Annotated in this window: 13 protein-coding genes and 2 pseudogenes; 4 read left to right on the top strand and 11 right to left on the bottom strand. The window is 64.7% G+C overall.

The window, feature by feature from the left end; all coding sequences use genetic code 11:
- Positions 1-79: 79 nt before the first annotated feature.
- Positions 80-151, bottom strand: a pseudogene (locus M5C96_RS26940) (hypothetical protein); the annotation flags it as partial.
- A 102-nt stretch (positions 152-253) separates the two neighbouring features.
- On the opposite strand from M5C96_RS26940, the gene M5C96_RS21100 reads away from it, so the two are divergent.
- Positions 254-1,348: an IS630 family transposase gene (locus M5C96_RS21100; RefSeq protein ID WP_272563777.1), complete on the top strand. Its 1,095-nt coding sequence runs from the start codon at positions 254-256 to the stop codon at positions 1,346-1,348.
- Here the strand turns inward: M5C96_RS21100 and M5C96_RS21095 are convergent.
- Positions 1,316-2,545 carry a DUF2357 domain-containing protein gene (locus tag M5C96_RS21095; RefSeq protein ID WP_272565097.1) on the bottom strand — a complete coding sequence of 410 codons (1,230 nt, stop codon included), beginning with the start codon at positions 2,543-2,545 and terminating at the stop codon, positions 1,316-1,318. The genes M5C96_RS21100 and M5C96_RS21095 overlap by 33 nt on opposite strands.
- Positions 2,546-2,559: 14 nt before the next feature.
- The gene (locus tag M5C96_RS21090) at positions 2,560-3,654 is read right to left on the bottom strand and encodes an IS630 family transposase (protein WP_272563777.1); all 1,095 of its coding nucleotides are present in this window, start codon (positions 3,652-3,654) and stop codon (positions 2,560-2,562) included.
- A gap of 66 nt (positions 3,655-3,720) precedes the next feature.
- Between M5C96_RS21090 and M5C96_RS21085 the strand changes: the two are divergent.
- Both M5C96_RS21085 and M5C96_RS21080 read left to right on the top strand, forming a co-directional pair.
- Positions 3,721-4,572: pseudogene (locus tag M5C96_RS21085) on the top strand (IS5 family transposase); the annotation flags it as partial.
- Positions 4,573-4,613: 41 nt separating this feature from the next.
- The gene (locus tag M5C96_RS21080; RefSeq protein ID WP_272565096.1) at positions 4,614-5,525 is read left to right on the top strand and encodes a lysine exporter LysO family protein; all 912 of its coding nucleotides are present in this window, start codon (positions 4,614-4,616) and stop codon (positions 5,523-5,525) included.
- A gap of 68 nt (positions 5,526-5,593) precedes the next feature.
- Here the strand turns inward: M5C96_RS21080 and M5C96_RS21075 are convergent, their stop codons facing one another.
- A complete protein-coding gene (locus M5C96_RS21075; protein ID WP_272565095.1) occupies positions 5,594-6,661 on the bottom strand; it encodes an ABC transporter ATP-binding protein in 1,068 nt (355 codons plus the stop codon).
- A gap of 147 nt (positions 6,662-6,808) precedes the next feature.
- On the opposite strand from M5C96_RS21075, the gene M5C96_RS21070 reads away from it, so the two are divergent.
- Positions 6,809-8,437 carry an ABC transporter permease gene (locus M5C96_RS21070; protein ID WP_272565094.1) on the top strand — a complete coding sequence of 543 codons (1,629 nt, stop codon included), beginning with the start codon at positions 6,809-6,811 and terminating at the stop codon, positions 8,435-8,437.
- Between the two features lie 448 nt (positions 8,438-8,885).
- On the opposite strand, the gene cas2 is transcribed toward M5C96_RS21070, so the two are convergent.
- The 7 genes from cas2 to M5C96_RS21035 all read right to left on the bottom strand — a co-directional run bounded on the left by cas2 (position 8,886) and on the right by M5C96_RS21035 (position 16,625).
- The gene (cas2, locus tag M5C96_RS21065) at positions 8,886-9,176 is read right to left on the bottom strand and encodes a CRISPR-associated endonuclease Cas2 (RefSeq protein WP_272565093.1); all 291 of its coding nucleotides are present in this window, start codon (positions 9,174-9,176) and stop codon (positions 8,886-8,888) included.
- A 13-nt stretch (positions 9,177-9,189) separates the two neighbouring features.
- Entirely contained in the window at positions 9,190-10,230 is a 1,041-nt protein-coding gene (gene cas1c / locus M5C96_RS21060; RefSeq protein WP_272565092.1) for a type I-C CRISPR-associated endonuclease Cas1c, read from the bottom strand.
- Positions 10,215-10,751 (bottom strand): CRISPR-associated protein Cas4, encoded by a 537-nt coding sequence (cas4, locus tag M5C96_RS21055; RefSeq protein WP_272565091.1) that lies wholly within the window; start codon positions 10,749-10,751, stop codon positions 10,215-10,217. Before cas4 ends, cas1c begins: the two co-directional genes overlap by 16 nt.
- A gap of 151 nt (positions 10,752-10,902) precedes the next feature.
- Positions 10,903-11,784, bottom strand: a complete 882-nt coding sequence (gene cas7c / locus M5C96_RS21050) for a type I-C CRISPR-associated protein Cas7/Csd2 (RefSeq protein WP_272565090.1) — start codon at positions 11,782-11,784, stop codon at positions 10,903-10,905.
- Entirely contained in the window at positions 11,781-13,613 is a 1,833-nt protein-coding gene (gene cas8c, locus M5C96_RS21045) for a type I-C CRISPR-associated protein Cas8c/Csd1 (RefSeq protein WP_272565089.1), read from the bottom strand. The genes cas7c and cas8c overlap by 4 nt, the downstream gene beginning before the upstream one ends.
- Complete coding sequence (gene cas5c / locus M5C96_RS21040) at positions 13,610-14,284, bottom strand: type I-C CRISPR-associated protein Cas5c (RefSeq protein ID WP_272565088.1); 675 nt, start codon at positions 14,282-14,284, stop codon at positions 13,610-13,612. Before cas5c ends, cas8c begins: the two co-directional genes overlap by 4 nt.
- 94 nt (positions 14,285-14,378) lie before the next feature.
- Positions 14,379-16,625 (bottom strand): CRISPR-associated endonuclease Cas3'', encoded by a 2,247-nt coding sequence (locus M5C96_RS21035; RefSeq protein WP_272565087.1) that lies wholly within the window; start codon positions 16,623-16,625, stop codon positions 14,379-14,381.
- Positions 16,626-16,664 lie beyond the last annotated feature (39 nt).

The following is a 16,664-nucleotide window of genomic DNA, read 5'->3' as shown; positions in this document are numbered from 1 at the left end:
GGTGCAGCGTCGGCGGCTCCTCGTCCCCGGGATAGATCACGAATGCCCCCCAGGAACGACGGATGGCGTCACGGTAGGTATGTGCGACGAAGAGGTCTTCGCGCCTGAACGAGCCCCGCAGTTCCTGCGTTTGCTCCGAAACGTCGCGCAGACGGTACTTGGAGTCGAAATGTAGGTGAACCGCTAGTGTCCTGTCCCGTTAATTCGCAGGCACGATAGCTGCATGGTTTCGGGCCATCCTTGAGGTGCCGCCATGCCCAATGCAACGACCCGAACAGAAATTGCGCTTAGTGAAGTGGAGCGCGCGGAACTGACGTCCATGGCGCGATCACGTTCGCTGCCAGCGGCGTTGTCGCTCAGGGCGCGCATCGTGCTGACTTGCGAAGGCACAGATAAAGCCAGCACCGCGGTTGCGCAGGCTCTGGGGATCAGTCGTAGCACTGTCACCAAGTGGCGCGGGCGCTATGCGCGCCATCGCATTGCAGGGCTTTACGACGAGTTGCGCCCGGGTCGCCCCCGCACGGTAGATGACGAGCGTGTTGCTGAGTTGATTACCAAGACGTTGCACACCAAGCCTGCTGATGGGGGTACCCACTGGAGCACCCGCACGCTGGCCGCCGATACGGGCATCAGCAAGAGCACGGTGGCGCGCTATCTGCAGACCTTCAACCTCAAGCCGCACCGGGCCGACAGCTTCAAGCTGTCGACCGATCCGCTGTTCATCGAGAAGCTGCGCGACGTTGTGGGGCTGTACCTGAACCCACCTGACAACGCGCTGGTGCTGTGCGTGGACGAGAAGAGCCAATGCCAAGCTTTGGAGCGTACGCAGCCGATGCTGCCAATGGGGTTTGGCTATGTCGAAGGTGTCACGCACGACTACGTGCGCCACGGCACCACCACCTTGTTCGCGGCCCTGAACGTGATGAATGGCCAAGTGATCGCGCAGTGCCGGCCCCGGCATCGTCATCAAGAGTTCCTTGCCTTCCTGCGCGCCATCGACAAGGCAGTGCCCGACGAACTGGATGTGCACTGCATAGCTGATAACTACGCCAGCCACAAGCATCCAAAGGTGCGCGCTTGGTTGGCCGAGCGGCCTCGCTGGCACATGCACTTCGTTCCGACCTATTCAAGCTGGCTCAATCAGGTCGAGCGCTTCTTCTCGATCATCACCACGCGGGCAATCCGCCGTGGCTCGTTCACCAGCGTGAAGGATCTGATCAACAAGATCGACACATTCATCGCGAATTACAACCAGTCCTGCCAGCCGTTTACTTGGACAGCTACAGCAGACTCCATCCTCGAAAAACTCGCCAGACTATGCGGGCGAATTAACGGGACAGGACACTAGATGCAGTTGTTCGGCGAGTTCCGCGTCGATTTCTGCTGGCCACAGGCTCACCGTGAAGTCGGGGCGCATGGTCAACGACCACGAGCCCGCAGCGGATTCGTCGATGTTGCTGCCGAATGTGCGGTTATAAGAAAATCTCGCAGTCAGGGGGTAAATGCCCTTGAGCGTCACGCCTTCGTGCACGAAGCTTCGCCCCGCTTTGAGACGCAGCGAAAGCCCGTCGTCCGAATCCGACACCAGATCTTCGGGCGGCGGCATTGTCACCCCCAGATGCGTCGACAGCACTGCGAGCAATTGGAAGAACAGCCAATACTCGTACAGTTTATCGGTGTCCCGCTTTCCCGCACCGAATACATCCGCGCTTCCTTCCCAGACCAGGGAAGCGGCAATGTGGAACTGCAGCCATACTCCGAAGATCTCGCGGTACCCGGCACGCTTATGAAGAACCGGACTGCCGAGCGGCAGCATCGAACTCTCTCCTAGATCCCTCAAGACGGGATGATCGAGCGTTCCCCTGAGCCGTGCGTCCATCCGAGTAGCTTCTTTCGCGATACGTCGATCAGAAGCCTTGTCGCTCTTGCTGCAGATCGACACGATCGTCGACAGTGCATGCGCGAACTCGTGCAACGCAAAGCGTATGAAACGGTTTTCCGCGGTATCTGTTGTCTCGACGGGCAGCCGCGACACGCCGCTTCTCGGTAACGAACCAAAGCGCGCGAGCGCATGTCCGGCGGGTACAGGCACGCGGTCGCGCCCAGTCGCCAAAGCGCGAACGCTTCGTGCGTCCAATCGCTTCGCACTCGCCAGCGAGCGGCTCGAAAGCTCGCGTTCGACTCTGGTGTGCGGACTCCTGGTGACCTGCTCTAGTGCCAATCGGAATCCCGTGTCGCCCAGCAAGTGTCGGATGAAAAAAAAGCGCTGAGCGATGCCGGACTCTTCGGTTCGTTCGGAGACGCTCAGAGGTACTGCTGTCACAGCGCTCAGTCGCAACGCCAGTGACAGGGAGTGTCTGCAGATATCGTCGATCATCGACCGGTAGGAGACGACATCGAACTTGGCTGGATAGACGTCGACGTTGGCGACCAATGTATCAGTTTCTCCGTGACGGTCGAGCTCGATCTCAAGCCTGAGGACTCCTGCCTGAGATTGGGTGTTAAGGACCCCTTCGCTGTGGTCGCGGGGAGAGCGCTTAATCACGCGACCGACGGGGACTAGTGTCCTGTCCCGTTAATTCGCCCGCATAGTCTGGCGAGTTTTTCGAGGATGGAGTCTGCTGTAGCTGTCCAAGTAAACGGCTGGCAGGACTGGTTGTAATTCGCGATGAATGTGTCGATCTTGTTGATCAGATCCTTCACGCTGGTGAACGAGCCACGGCGGATTGCCCGCGTGGTGATGATCGAGAAGAAGCGCTCGACCTGATTGAGCCAGCTTGAATAGGTCGGAACGAAGTGCATGTGCCAGCGAGGCCGCTCGGCCAACCAAGCGCGCACCTTTGGATGCTTGTGGCTGGCGTAGTTATCAGCTATGCAGTGCACATCCAGTTCGTCGGGCACTGCCTTGTCGATGGCGCGCAGGAAGGCAAGGAACTCTTGATGACGATGCCGGGGCCGGCACTGCGCGATCACTTGGCCATTCATCACGTTCAGGGCCGCGAACAAGGTGGTGGTGCCGTGGCGCACGTAGTCGTGCGTGACACCTTCGACATAGCCAAACCCCATTGGCAGCATCGGCTGCGTACGCTCCAAAGCTTGGCATTGGCTCTTCTCGTCCACGCACAGCACCAGCGCGTTGTCAGGTGGGTTCAGGTACAGCCCCACAACGTCGCGCAGCTTCTCGATGAACAGCGGATCGGTCGACAGCTTGAAGCTGTCGGCCCGGTGCGGCTTGAGGTTGAAGGTCTGCAGATAGCGCGCCACCGTGCTCTTGCTGATGCCCGTATCGGCGGCCAGCGTGCGGGTGCTCCAGTGGGTACCCCCATCAGCAGGCTTGGTGTGCAACGTCTTGGTAATCAACTCAGCAACACGCTCGTCATCTACCGTGCGGGGGCGACCCGGGCGCAACTCGTCGTAAAGCCCTGCAATGCGATGGCGCGCATAGCGCCCGCGCCACTTGGTGACAGTGCTACGACTGATCCCCAGAGCCTGCGCAACCGCGGTGCTGGCTTTATCTGTGCCTTCGCAAGTCAGCACGATGCGCGCCCTGAGCGACAACGCCGCTGGCAGCGAACGTGATCGCGCCATGGACGTCAGTTCCGCGCGCTCCACTTCACTAAGCGCAATTTCTGTTCGGGTCGTTGCATTGGGCATGGCGGCACCTCAAGGATGGCCCGAAACCATGCAGCTATCGTGCCTGCGAATTAACGGGACAGGACACTAGATGAGGGCATGCAGTGGTTTGGCACGCCGACCGGCAGGCGTGGACGCAGCCGAACCTTCTCGGACGCAGCAATCCAGTTCTGCCTGAGCATCAAGTGCCTGTTCGGCCAGCCCTTGCGACAGGCGCTGGGCATGGTGCAGAGCCTGCTGCGGCTGGCAAAGCTGGACTGGCCGGTACCTGACTTCAGCACTGTTTGCCGGCGCCAAAAGACCTTGCAGGTCGAACTGAGCTACCAGCGAACCAACTCGCCGCTGCAGTTGCTGGTGGACAGCACCGGCATCAAGTTCCTGGGCGAAGGAGAGTGGAAACGCAAGAAGCATGGTGCTGAATACCGGCGCGAATGGCGCAAGGTCCATCTGGGCATCGACGCGCAGACGCTGGAAATACGCGCCATCGAGGTGACCAGCAACGCCATTGGGGATGCGCCGATGTTGCCCGGGTTGCTGGCTCAGATTCCCACTGACGAATCCATCGAAAGCGTCAGTGCCGATGGCGCCTACGACACGCGCGCCTGCCTGGACGCCATTGCCGAGCGGCACGCGATGGCGGTGATCCCGCCCCGCAAGAACGCCAGCCATTGGAAGAAGTCGAGTCCGGGCTCGGCGCATCGTAATGAGGCCATTCGGGCGTGCCAGCGCCTGGGTCGCGGCATTTGGAAGAAGTGGAGCGGCTACCACCGGCGCAGCCTTGTGGAGACGAAGATGCACTGCTTCAAGCGACTGGGCGAACGGGTGATCGCGCGCACGTTCGACCGCCAGGTTGTGGAGCTGCATGTCCGCGTGGCCTTGCTCAATCGGTTCAGTCAGATCGGCCGTCCTCACACCGTGTCGGTGACTGCTGTGGCATAGGTCCGTCTGGGGTTGGGGTCATGCCGTCTGCAATTCGATTTGTGCAACAGCGCCCCTTGCTCCCGATCGTGCTGGCGCTGGTGGGCGGTTTTCTTGCCGGGAAAATCATTCCGCTCCGATTTTGCAAGCGGCTGATCGGTTGGATATTGCCCCTGGTCTGGCTGCTGCTTTTCCTGATCGGCGTGGAGTTTGGCGAGGTCATTCTTTCTGCGCAATCGGTCGGGCAGGTGGTCAAGACGGCCGTGATCTTCGCCCTGCTGACCACCCTGGTGCCCTGCGGCCTGATTTTTGCGGCCGGCATTCGCAGCAGCGGCACGGCGGGCGCCAAGGCCGGCAAACTGGGCTTTCACACCATCTGGCCGCCGCTGAAGGAGTGCTGCATCGCCCTGTCCATGGTGGCGCTGGGCAGTGCCCTGTTTTTCGTCAATCAGGCCTATCTGGCCGGTGCCCTCTGGCTGCCGTCGAGCTCCGCCATCCTGCTGGCGTTGATCGTGTTGGTGGGCATCGACCTGGCCCACGTCAAGCTCAGTTCCCATTGGTTTTCATGGGCCGTACTGTCGGTGCCGGTGCTGGTGGTAATCGGCTCGTTCGTGGGCGCGGCCGCGGCCTCCTGGGCCACGGGCGAGGCCATGAGAACCTCGCTGGCGCTGTCGAGCGGCTTCGGCTGGTTCACCCTGTCGAGCGTCATGGTGGGGCACCACCTCGGGCAGACCTATGGGACCATGGCGCTGATGACCGACTTGTTCAGGGAGCTGATAGCGATCGTCGCGCTCTACGCCATCGGTCGCTACCAGCCCGCGATCGGCATCGGCAGTGCAGGCGCCACGGCACTGGACTCCACGCTTCCGATCGTCAAGCAGGCCTGCCATCCGGATGCGGTCCCGTTGGCCCTGGTGAGCGGCTTCATCCTCACCATCCTGGCCCCCGTCTTCATCGCCTTCTTCCTGTCCTAGACGGCCGCTGTTCGCCTTGTATGGGGGCGAGGCAAGCCGCCGCCACCATCGACGCACCCATCGCGAGATCAGGCCCGCGGAAACGCCACCACGTGGTCCACCTGCGGGCGAATGCCGATCCATTCGCCCACGGCGTGGTCGTGGTGGCTCGGCACGTGGGCCATCACCGTGAGGCCGTCCCGCAGCTGCAGCGTGTACAGGAACTCCGAACCCCGGAACGACTTGCGGACGATGCGCGCCTGCACAGGCGAGGCGTCGTCGTGCACCACATCGTCGGCCCGCAGCAGCACGTCGCATTCCCCGCTGGGGTAGCTCGTGGGCAGGGGGCACTCGGCCGCATCGGTCAGGTCGCCCAGCGGCGTGCGGGCCACCACGTTGTCCCCGCGTTGCTCCAGCGTGGCCGGCGCGAACACCCCGTGGCCGATGAAGTCGGCCACGAAGCGCGTGGCCGGGCGGTGGTAGAGCGCATAGGCATCGTCCCACTGGTGCAACTGGCCGCTTTCCATCACGCCGATGCGGTCGCCGATGGCGAAGGCCTCCAGCTGATCGTGCGTGACGAACAGCGCCGTGGCGCCAGCGGCTTTCAGGATGCCGCGCACCTCGTGCGCCAGGCGCTCGCGCAGGTCCACGTCCAGGTTGGAAAACGGCTCGTCCAGCAGCATCAGCTGCGGCCGGGGCGCCAGCGCGCGGGCCAGCGCCACACGCTGCTGCTGCCCGCCGGACAGCTCGTGCGGAAAGCGGGCGGCGCTACCCTCCAGGCCCACGAGCTGCAGCACCTCGTCCACGCGCGCCGCCTGTTCGGCGCGCGTCAGGCGGTGGATGCCGAAGGCCACGTTGCGCCCCACGGACAGGTGGGGGAAAAGGGCGTAGTCCTGGAACACCATGCCGATGCGCCGCTGCTCCGGTGGCACGCTGCGGCCTGCGCCGCCGCTCACCACGGCGCCGCTGAGCCGGATCTCGCCGGCCGTCACGGGCTCCAGCCCGGCCACGGCGCGCAGCAGCGTGGTCTTGCCGCAGCCGGAAGGGCCGATGAGCACGCCGATCTCGCCCGCTGCGAGGCCCAGGGTGACGCCGCGCACGGCGGCTTGCGCGCGGCCGGCGTAGCGCACTTCCAGTTGGGAGACTTCAAGGAACATGGCCGCGATTCTAGAAGGCGCCAATGCGTAGAATTCGCATTTGCATCCAGACGGCCCTGCCGGCGTGCCCTTCAGCGCTCGACCGAAGCCATCTTCGAGCGGAATGCCCCGTCCGATTCTCCCGACCCTTCCCTTCAGGGCCCGCCCTTGCCACGCCTTCTTTCCGCCCTGCGATCCATTCCCCTGCTGCTGCTCGCCGCTGCGCTGACCTTGCCGGTGCTGGCCGTGCTCGCGTCGTGGCTGCCGGGCAGCGCGGGTGGCGCCGAGGCCGGCGCCATCCTCCGCGAAATGGCCGCCACCGTGCTGCCCGGCTACTTCGCCACCACGGTGTGGCTGGGCCTGGCCGTGGCCATCGGCGCGGCGGTGGTGGGCGCGGCCACGGCCGCCGCCGTCACGCTGTTCGACTTTCGCGGCCGCCGCACGCTGGAATGGCTGCTGCTGCTGCCGCTGGCCATGCCGGCCTATGTGACCGCCTACGCGTATACCGACTTCCTGCAGTTCAGCGGCCCGCTGCAGGTGTGGCTGCGCGAAACCTATGGCCTGCAAGGCCGGCTGCTGCCCGAGGTGCGCAGCCTGGGCGGCGCGGTGTGGGTGTTCATCTTCTCGCTCTATCCCTATGTGTACCTGCTGGCCCGCACGGCGCTGGGCGAGCGCGCCGCCCACCTCATGGAGGCCGCCCGCCTGCTGGGGGCGCCGCTGGCGCGGCGCGTGCGCACGGTCGCGCTGCCGCTGGCGCGCCCTGCGGTCGCGGCCGGCGTGGCGCTGGTCCTCATGGAAACGCTGGCCGACTTCGGCGTGGTGAGCTACTTCGGCATCCAGACCTTCACCACCGGCATCTACAAGGCCTGGCTGTCGATGGACAACCGCCTGGCCGCGGCGCAACTGGCCACCATCCTGCTCGTGCTCGTCATGCTGCTGCTGCAGCTGGAGCAGCGTGCGCAGCGGCGCATGCGCTTTGCTGCGGGCGGGGCGGGCCGTGCGGGCTCCGCCGAGGCCCAGCCGCAGCGGCTGCAGGGGCTGCGCTGCGCCGCCGCGTGGGCAGTGTGCTTGCTGCCGGTGGTCTTCGGCTTCGTGGCCCCGGTGGCCTTCATGCTGCGGCCCCTGGCGGCCGACTGGTCCGTGCTGCCCTGGTCGCGCTTTCTGGAGTGGGCCGGCAACAGCGTGCGCCTGGGCAGCATCACCGCCGTGCTGGCCGTGGCCATCGCCCTGGTGCTGGCGTTCGCCGTGCGGCGGCGGGCCGGCGCGCTCACCCGCGGCGTGGCACAACTGGCCAGCCTGGGGTATGCCGTGCCCGGCGCCGTGATCGTCGTGGGCCTGCTGCTGCCCGTGGGCTGGCTGCAGGCGGCAGCCCCCCAGTGGGGCCTGCCGTCGATCATCACCGCCACTGCGGTCGGCATCGTGTGGGCCTACCTCGTGCGGTTCTGCGCCGTGGCGCTGCAATCGATGCAAAGCGGCTACGCGCGCATTCCCTCCAGCCTGGACGACTCCGCCCGCATGCTGGGCGCCGGCGGTGCCGGCCTGCTGGCCCGGGTGCACTGGCCCCTGCTCAAGCGCTCCACGGCCGCCGCGGCGCTGCTGGTGTTCGTCGACGTGATGAAGGAACTGCCCGCCACCATGGTGCTGCGGCCCTTCAACAGCGACACCCTGGCCGTGGTCGCCTACCAGCTGGCGCGCGACGAGCGGCTGGGCGAGGCGGCCTTGCCGTCGCTGGCGCTGGTGGCGGTGGGGCTGGTGCCGGTTGTGCTGTTGAGTCGGACGTTGCGGAGCCGGGGGTGAGGGGGAGATAGAGGGGGGCGGCTTTTCAGAGCCTGTTTCGACCCACACGCCAGCGCGTCCCTGCAGCCCAAGACTGTGGGCAAGTTTCAACCCACGAGCCCGCACGGGCGCGACGGCGCCTTCCTTTAGTTGTTCTAACCGCCCTTTGTTTCAACCCACGCGCCCGCACGGGGCGCGACACCGTGCCACGCTCGACACGGTTTACCGCTACCAGTTTCAACCCACGCGCCCGCACGGGGCGCGACGGCCCATTTATAACCGCCTGTCCCCACTAGCAAAAATCCCCTCTCTCCGCGAACCCCTTCCCTTTGGCAGGCGTACCAGCGCCTCTCCCACGTGCCAAGAGAAAAATCATCGATCAATCAAAGAGTTGGAACTCTGCGAAGCGCGATGGCCGTGCCCAGTCACTTGGGGTTCGCAAAATGGCACCGCTGGTGCCCAAGGCGTGTCAGAGAATGAGCGGAGCGTTCAGGTCGAGAACGGGCTTGGCCCCCACGTGTTCCACCCGGTCTTTCCATTGTTGGCCCAGGTAGTAAAACCGCAGGCTGTCCGTGGCCGGGTCGATGATCTGGACCAAGCGGTTTTTCAGGGCCACCCATTGTGCCGAGTCCACTTCGATCTCGAACACCGAGTACTGCACGCGCTGGCCAAAATCCAGGCACGCTTTGGCGATGTGCCGCAGGCGCCGGGCACCCACCTTGTCCTGTGAACGGACGTCATAGCTCACAAGCACCATCATGATCGGCGATGCCTCATTTCCAAAGGAAGGGTGGGTAGGCGTCGAGGTCGCCGCGCAAATGGCGGGCCAGCAATTGGGCCTGAATGAATGGAAACAGCCCGATGGGTGCCTTCTCTTCCAGGAAAACGTGTCGCAGCGTTTCGCGCTTGCGCTCCTGGTAGGCCGTCAGCACCGTCTTGCGCGATTCTTCGCGCAGCAGCACGGCGCCGTTGTCCATCGTCTGAAAATCGCGCTCGCCGATCTGGCGCAAGTTGATCAGCGACAGCGCCAGCCGGTCGGCCAGCAGCGGCCGAAACTCCTCCAGAAGATCCAGCGCCAAGCTGGGCCGGCCTGGCCGGTCGCGGTGCAGAAAGCCCACCGCCGGGTCCAGCCCCACGCTTTCCAGGGCCGAGCGGCAATCGTGGGTCACCAGCGTGTATAAAAAAGAGAGCAGGGCGTTGACCGCATCCAGCGGCGGCCTGCGGCTGCGCCCGGTGAACCGCATGGCGGTGCCGGGCACGCGGATGAGGTGATCGAACACCCCGAAGTAAGCCTGCGCCGCTTCGCCTTCGTACCCGCGCAGCAGGTCCACCGACGGTGTCTGGGCCAGCTTGCCCGCGATGCGTTCCAGACGCTGGTGGGCATGCGCCAGGGCGGCTTCGTCTCCGGCCGCCAGCTTGCTGCTGTGATCGCGCAGGGCCCGGCCCAGCACGGCGCGCTGGTTGTGCAGCTTGCCCTGCAAAAGATTGCGCACGATGCTGGCACACCCCTCGCGGTTGTCCGCGTTGCGGTATTGCGCGCGCCGCAGCAGGACGTTGCCGGACACGGGGCCTTCCACCCTTGCCAGAAACCTGCCGTTGGTCGTGAGAAAGCAGGTGCTGATGCCCTGCTCCGCGCAATAGCCCAGCAAAGGAGGCGACACCAGCACGCGGCCAAAGCACACCAGGCTTTCCAGCATGTGCACGGGCAGCCGGGCACGCACCGTTTGCTCGACTTCCATCACGATGTTCGCACCGTCCTTGTGAAGCCAAGCCCCTTCGGTGGTCACATACAGGGTGTTCAACTGTCTGCGCATGGTGGCTCCGCTTCGCTGTCTTCTTTCAGTTGTCTGGCGAGCCAGTCGTTCACGCTGCTCTGGCGTCCCAGCAGCTTGGGTTGGCACAGGTCGAGCAGTGAGCAGGCATCGCAGCGCTTGGGGCTGTATTGCGCGGTGGGTGTGATGTTCGCGTCCAGCATGGCGCGTGTGGCACCGATGGTTTCCCGCGTGAGTTGGCGCAGGGCCTGATCGAACGGCACATTGGTGCGCCGGCGTGTCTCGCCATAGAACAGGGCGCCCTGCGCAATCGGCTGCTCCAGCATCGCTTCCAGGCACAGGGCCTGCGCGCACAGTTGCACTTCGTCTGCGCGATGGGCCTTGGGCCGCCCGCGTTTGTATTCCACGGGAAACGCCTGTTCGCCGTCTTCGATCTCGTGGAACTCCACCACATCCGCAATGCCGGTGATGCCCAGCCCCGGGTGCGCCAGCGGCATGGCCGTGACCGTGCGCACACCGCGTCGGCGCTCGTCCCGGGGCTTGTCGGCGCGCTCGTGCAGCACCCGCCCCTCTGCGGTGTGGCGGCTTTCCGCCCACAGCTACTCCACGTGGATGAGGGCGCACTGGCGAGGGCAATACAGGTAGTGTTGCAGCGCCGAAAGGGGAATGAAGTCCGATTCGTCCACGGCCTGCCTCCAGGCGTGCGAAGCCGCGCTAGATTAATTCACGAACGGCCACGCCCGAAGGAATGGCCGCTCGGTCGATCTCCACGCGGTAATCCGCGAACCGGCGTGGAGCGCTGTCTGCATCGGCCTGTGCCGGTGTGATCCGGACGGCATCGAACAGCACATGCGCTGGTGCATTGCCCATGGCGCTTTCATGCTCGAAAACGATCAGCTTGCGGGCCGCCATTTCGCCGCGTGCGGCCGAGCGGTCGTGTTCGAACATGTTGATGAGCGCGCGCCAGAACAGCTCCAGGTCCGCATCGGAAAAGCCCGTGCGCTCGGCCAGCTTGGCCGAGACAAAGCCGTGCGCGCGGTACAGCCCGTAGGGAATGATGTGCTTTCGGCCCATGGTACGGTTGTCGCCGCTCTGCGCCTCGGCCTCCTTCTCGGTGGTCACGGCCATGCGGGTGATCGAAATCTCCAGCGGCACCACCGGGTCGATGGAGGTGGCGAAAGCCATCTGCACCGGCCCGCGCACCTGGCCCGCGTTGACACCCGTGGTCATCACCGCGCCGAAGGTGCGTACGTCGAAGAAGTTGTTGCACATCCATTGCGTGATGGCGCGTGCTTTCTCTTCTTCCTTGGGCAGTTTCTTGTCTTCGGGTTTCAGCGACTGGGCGTCGTAGGCTTTGCGGTGCTGGTTGTTGAGCACGGCCTTTTCCTGCATGTAGATGGCATAGCCCGCGTCGGCCGGTTTGTCCAGGCTGACGAAGTTGCGGATCTTGCGCTTGAGGCACACGTCGGTCACCAGGCCCCGGTTGGTCTCGGGGTCCAGGCGCGGCAGGTTGCCGGCGTCTGGATCGCCATTGGGGTTGCCGTTGGTGATGTCGAAAAGGTAGACGAATTCGTAGCGGTGGGTGATGGCGGTCATGCGGGGGCTCCCTCGGGATCGTTGTCGGATATGTCTGTGTCAGTACCTGGTTCACCTTTCACGGAACGGCTCTGCGACTGGTGGTAATACCCAATCGCGAAACGGCCCTGGTCTTCAAGGGGCAGGTAGCGCGGGAAGTGATCTGAAAGACCTCCCACGATTTCGCCAATCTCTCTTTCAAAGAAGCCTGCGAGCTTGGGTTTGTCCTTGCGCAATTTGCCCATATGGTTTTGCGTGTTGCGTAAAAGTAAGGAAAAGACTGAAGCCGGCGTGGCCGATGCCGCGCCGTAGTAGCGGTCGCGGATAGTCGCGTTGATCTGCCCGCCGAGTGCGTTGCGCTGCACGGCTTCCAGCACCGCGAACAGCCGGCCCAGCAGATAGCCTGGGTTCAAAGATTGCTTATCCAGACTCACGGGAACCTCCTCTTTGTGGATATGGGTGTGAATGTCCAGCCGCTGCTCGCGCGCCAGAATGCCTTTGCAAATGGCCGCACGAAGGCCGGACAAGTTGCCGTCTGAGCGCATGCGCATTAGTGTGTTTGCCAACAGGCTGCGCGGGTACAGACGACCGGTAAGTACAGCACGCAGAATCTCACCAGCCAGATGTGGAGGAATATGCTGTTTTTCTGCTTCATAGCGCTTTTTCTGTTGGTTCCACCGAGCTGGGGCCGTCTCTAGCGTCACCCTATCTACTGAAGGCGCGATCTTCCAGGGCAAGGGTTCAATGCGAAAGTCGCGTTCATGCTGTGCCAATCTCTGGGCAAAGCAGCCCAAGGTGCCCGCCTCCCAAAAGCGGATGGAGATGCGCGAGGCATTTGGAGCCAGTCCCAGCACGAACATGCGCGTGCCGTCCTGCAGCTTTGGATTCAGTTCGCTCAAGGGGCGTCCCTTGGCGATCTGCTCCAGCACTTCACGCACCCGCGCCGCTTCCTGGGAGTCGTCCGGCGGCGCGTTGAGCAGCGACTCGAACGTCAGTTCGGCTTCCTGCGCCTGATCCGCATCGTCCGCCTCCGCCCAGAACACCACGCTCGCATCGCCGATCTGGATGCGCTGGCGGTTGTGCTCGCCACGCCGCAGCAGGTGGTTGAGCACGGTGGTATAGGCAAAGGCGGCCTGCTCGGAAACGGGCGCGTTTTCGCCCTGGCTCTTGCCATACGACGTGAACGACTCCAGGTTGAACGACACGATGGATGCGCCAGAGCTTTGCGCACCGTTCACGCCCTTGATGGCCGGGTGCAGGCGCGCCACTGGCAGTTGCTCGCCGGTCACCAGGCAGTGGGCCAGCGCGTGGGGCGCCGCATCTTCACTGCCCAGCAACCGTGCGCGCACCGTTTGCGCGGCGGGGCGCTCGTGCAGGTGGGTGCGCTCGCCGTCCAGGCGAAAGACGACGTTGGCGTCCAGCATCTCCGGCGTGAAGGGGGCCTCGGCAAAGCGCTCAGGCGTCCAGCTGGACAGAAAGCCCAGCAGCGCCTTGAGTCCCGCATCCTCCGTGCCTGCCAGGCTTTCCTGGTGCAGCGCCTTGAAGGCTTCGTGCTCCTTGTCCGCACGCTTGCTCGTGGCGCTGGCGCCCAGCACATAGCTGGTCTTGTCCCAAAGAAAGTTCGACTTGATGCCCACCGTGCGCTTTTCGGGCTGCGGCACGTTCATAGGGCGCGGCAGTGGCTTTTTCCCGGAGGTGTCGCGGATGTCGTTCACATCCACCACGCGCCCATCGGGTGCCAGCAGAATCTCGTAGCTGATTTTCTCGGGGCTGTAGCCGAAAGGCGAGAGCCCCTCTTCGCCGCGCGCCAGCAGGCGCTGGTAGTAGGTGTTGAGGGCCTGCAGGATCATGCCTTCACCTCTTCGCTGTGCCAGGGCGGCACCTCGATCACGCCGTCCGCCATCTGTGCGCGGAAGAAGCGGGGCGACATGCCCCGGTCGAAATCGATGTCGTGCAGCGTCCAGCCCAGGTCGCGTGCCTCCTGAAGGCTTTCGTGCTTCTCGGGGATGGGGTCGCCGTCTTCGATCAGCTGGAAATTCGCCGGAAACTCCCGCACGCCCATGCAGGGCTGCTGAAAGCACTGCCCCTTGCGCGCGCGGCGGTTGAAGATGTCCAGGTGCTTGCCGACCGAGTCCTCGGCCCCGGCCTTGGGGGTGAGATCGAAGTGCGCTTCGATCACATAGGCCACGTCGCGCAGGATGGTGGCGGCGCGCTGCTGCCGGTCTTCATCGACGTAGTTCACCAGCCCCGCGGTGTCGCCGGCCTTCATGGCCTTGGTCACGCTGGCGGGGGAGAGTTTGCCGCCCACTTCGTTGCGCCGGATGGATTCGAAGCGGATGGGTTTCAGCACATGGATGCGGTCGACATGCCATCGGATCGCCGGCTTCCAGTGGATCGCATCGAGGATGCCGCGCGCGGCGGAGGGGGTGATGACGTCGTAGGAGACGCGTTCCACCTTCATTTCGGGGCGCGTAAAGCAAGCGCGTTCGCCCCAGACCTTGAGCTTCACTCCATATCCCATTGGCCCTCCCGGTTGTTTCATTGGATCATCGCTGGCCGCCCCTACAGCGGGCTTACCAGTTCAGGTGTTCGGTGCGGATGAATGCCGGGTGATCTCAGCTCAATCCAAATTGCGGGTCGTAGAGGCCGTCATGGGCGAGCACCATGAACTGGTCGCCCCATTTTTGAGGCGCGACAGGAATGACCGCGCCCGCCTTGTAGAGCGCATCGAAGCCCTGGCGGGGCAGTTGCACCAGATAGGGTTGCAGCTTGCGCGCGAGGCCGACGCTGCCTTCGGCATGCTCCAGGTCGCGCAGAAAGCCTTTGGCGTCGTCGTCATACGGCACGATCACCGGCATCTGCACGCTGTCGATCATGCGGAATTTCGTGGCCAGCGTTTCCATGGGAAGGCTGTCGATGCGGCTTTCGCGCAGCAGGCCCATGAGGTCGGGCTTGTCCAGCGAATCACCGCCCTTTTGCCAATACAACAGGGCGAAGTAGCGGCCAATGGCCTCGGGCGACGAAGGGTCGCCTGCGTTCTGACGCAGCACTTCGCGGGCGGCCTGGGCGTATTGCTTCAGTTCAGGCGGCGGGGCCCAGTCTTCGTTGGCGTTGGCAAACACCAGCACGTCGCTGGCGTCCAGGGGCCTGCCGCCTTCGCGGTTGCAGCGGCCTGCCGCCTGGGCGATGGAGTCCAGGCCCGCTTCGGCGCGCAGCACGGTAGGGAAATCGACATCCACGCCGGCTTCGATCAGGCTCGTGCTCACCACCCGGCATGGCTTTCCAGCCTTGAGCATCTGCCGCACCTCGGCCAGCACGGCGCTGCGGTGTTTGGCGCACATCAGCGTGGTCAGGTGGCGTGCGCCGGGCAGATCGGCCATGGCCTGGTACACGGCCCTCGCATGGCGGCGGTTGTTGACGATGCACAGCACCTGTTCGCGCGAGCGCATCTCGGTGGCCAGCGCCTCGTCGCTCAGCGTGCCCACATGCCGCACCCGCACGCGTTCGAGCTGGCGGAACAGCCTGTCCGGCTCGGGTGCCAACTGGCGCACGCCCGTGAGCCCGCCTTCGAAGGCCGGCGCCTCCAGGGCGGGCTGCGTGGCCGTGCACAGCACCACGCTCGTGCGGTAGTTGCGGGCCAGCTCATCGATGGCGGCCACGCAAGGCCGCAGCAACTGGAGCGGCATGGTCTGCGCCTCGTCCAGGATCACCACGCTGCCCGCGATGTGGTGCAGCTTGCGGCACTGCGAGGGCTTGGCAGCGAACAGGCTTTCGAAGAACTGCACGGCGGTGGTGACGACGATGGGAGCGTCCCAGTTCTCCATGGCCAGCCGCAGCTTCTGGGCCGACTGGTACTTCTCGGGGTCATTGCGCGGGGGCGGCTGTTCCACGAAGGCGCTGTGGTGCTCCAGCACGGCGGCCTCGCCCAGCGGGCCCAGTGCTTTGCGGAACACGGCGGCGTTCTGCTCGACGATGCTGGTGAACGGGATCACGAAGATCACGCGCTGCAGCCCGTGGCGAATGGCGTGGTCGAGCGCGAACGCCAGCGAAGCCAGCGTCTTGCCGCCCCCCGTGGGCACCGTGAGCGAAAACAATCCTGACTCCTGCTCCGCCTGGCCCCGCACATGGCGCAGGATGTCGGCACGCAGGCGGTTCACGCCGCTATCGGCCTGGAACTGGCCCAGGAAGTGGTTGAGTTGCTCGCGCAGTGCTACGAGCGTGGGCGGCGCGCCGCCGCCACGGCGCAGGTCGGGGCGTTTTTCAGCGAGGTGGTAGAAGGCCTCGGTATCGAGGAAGTCGGCATCCACCAGGCAGGAGAACAGCATGCGTGCGAGAAACGCCAGCTGGAACGGATACCGGTCCTTGGCCTGCTGGCGGCCCTGGCCGCTGTAGGGCTTGAAGCCCGCAGGCGCCCCGAGGCGAGCGGGCAAGGGGATGTCCTGTTCCCACGCGGGGTGCAGCGCCGGCAGGTCGGACGACAGCCGGTCGGCCAGGGCCGTGCGTTCGCCCTCGCCCTGCCCATTGGCCAGCCCCGCATGGTGGCCGGCAATGCCGTAGGCCAGCAGTTGCCCCATGTCCCCCAGGCGCTCCTGCGCGATGCGTGCCCCCCAGGTGGAGTGGTCCACACGCAGCGGACTGCCGCGCAGCCGGTCCTGAAAGGGCTCGGTGTACTTGCCCAGGTCGTGCAGATGTCCGATCACCCGGGCCAGCGCCTCGCCGCCGAAAACAGCCGCGAATTCTCCGGCCCCTCGGCCCACGGCGTGCAGATGGTCCGGCAGAGGCTGCCAGCCTTCCTGGTCCGCGTTGCCGGTGGAATGCGCATAAAAGCGCGGCGTGCCAGTGCCTTGCTCTGGGTCGTTCAATGGTTTTTCCTCCCTTTGGATCGGTGGCCGCAGTCCTTT

It is taken from the genome of Acidovorax sp. GBBC 1281 (assembly GCF_028473645.1).
In the GTDB taxonomy this organism is placed as follows: Bacteria; Pseudomonadota; Gammaproteobacteria; order Burkholderiales; family Burkholderiaceae_C; genus Paracidovorax.
This window is presented reverse-complemented; position numbering and strand designations above follow the sequence as displayed.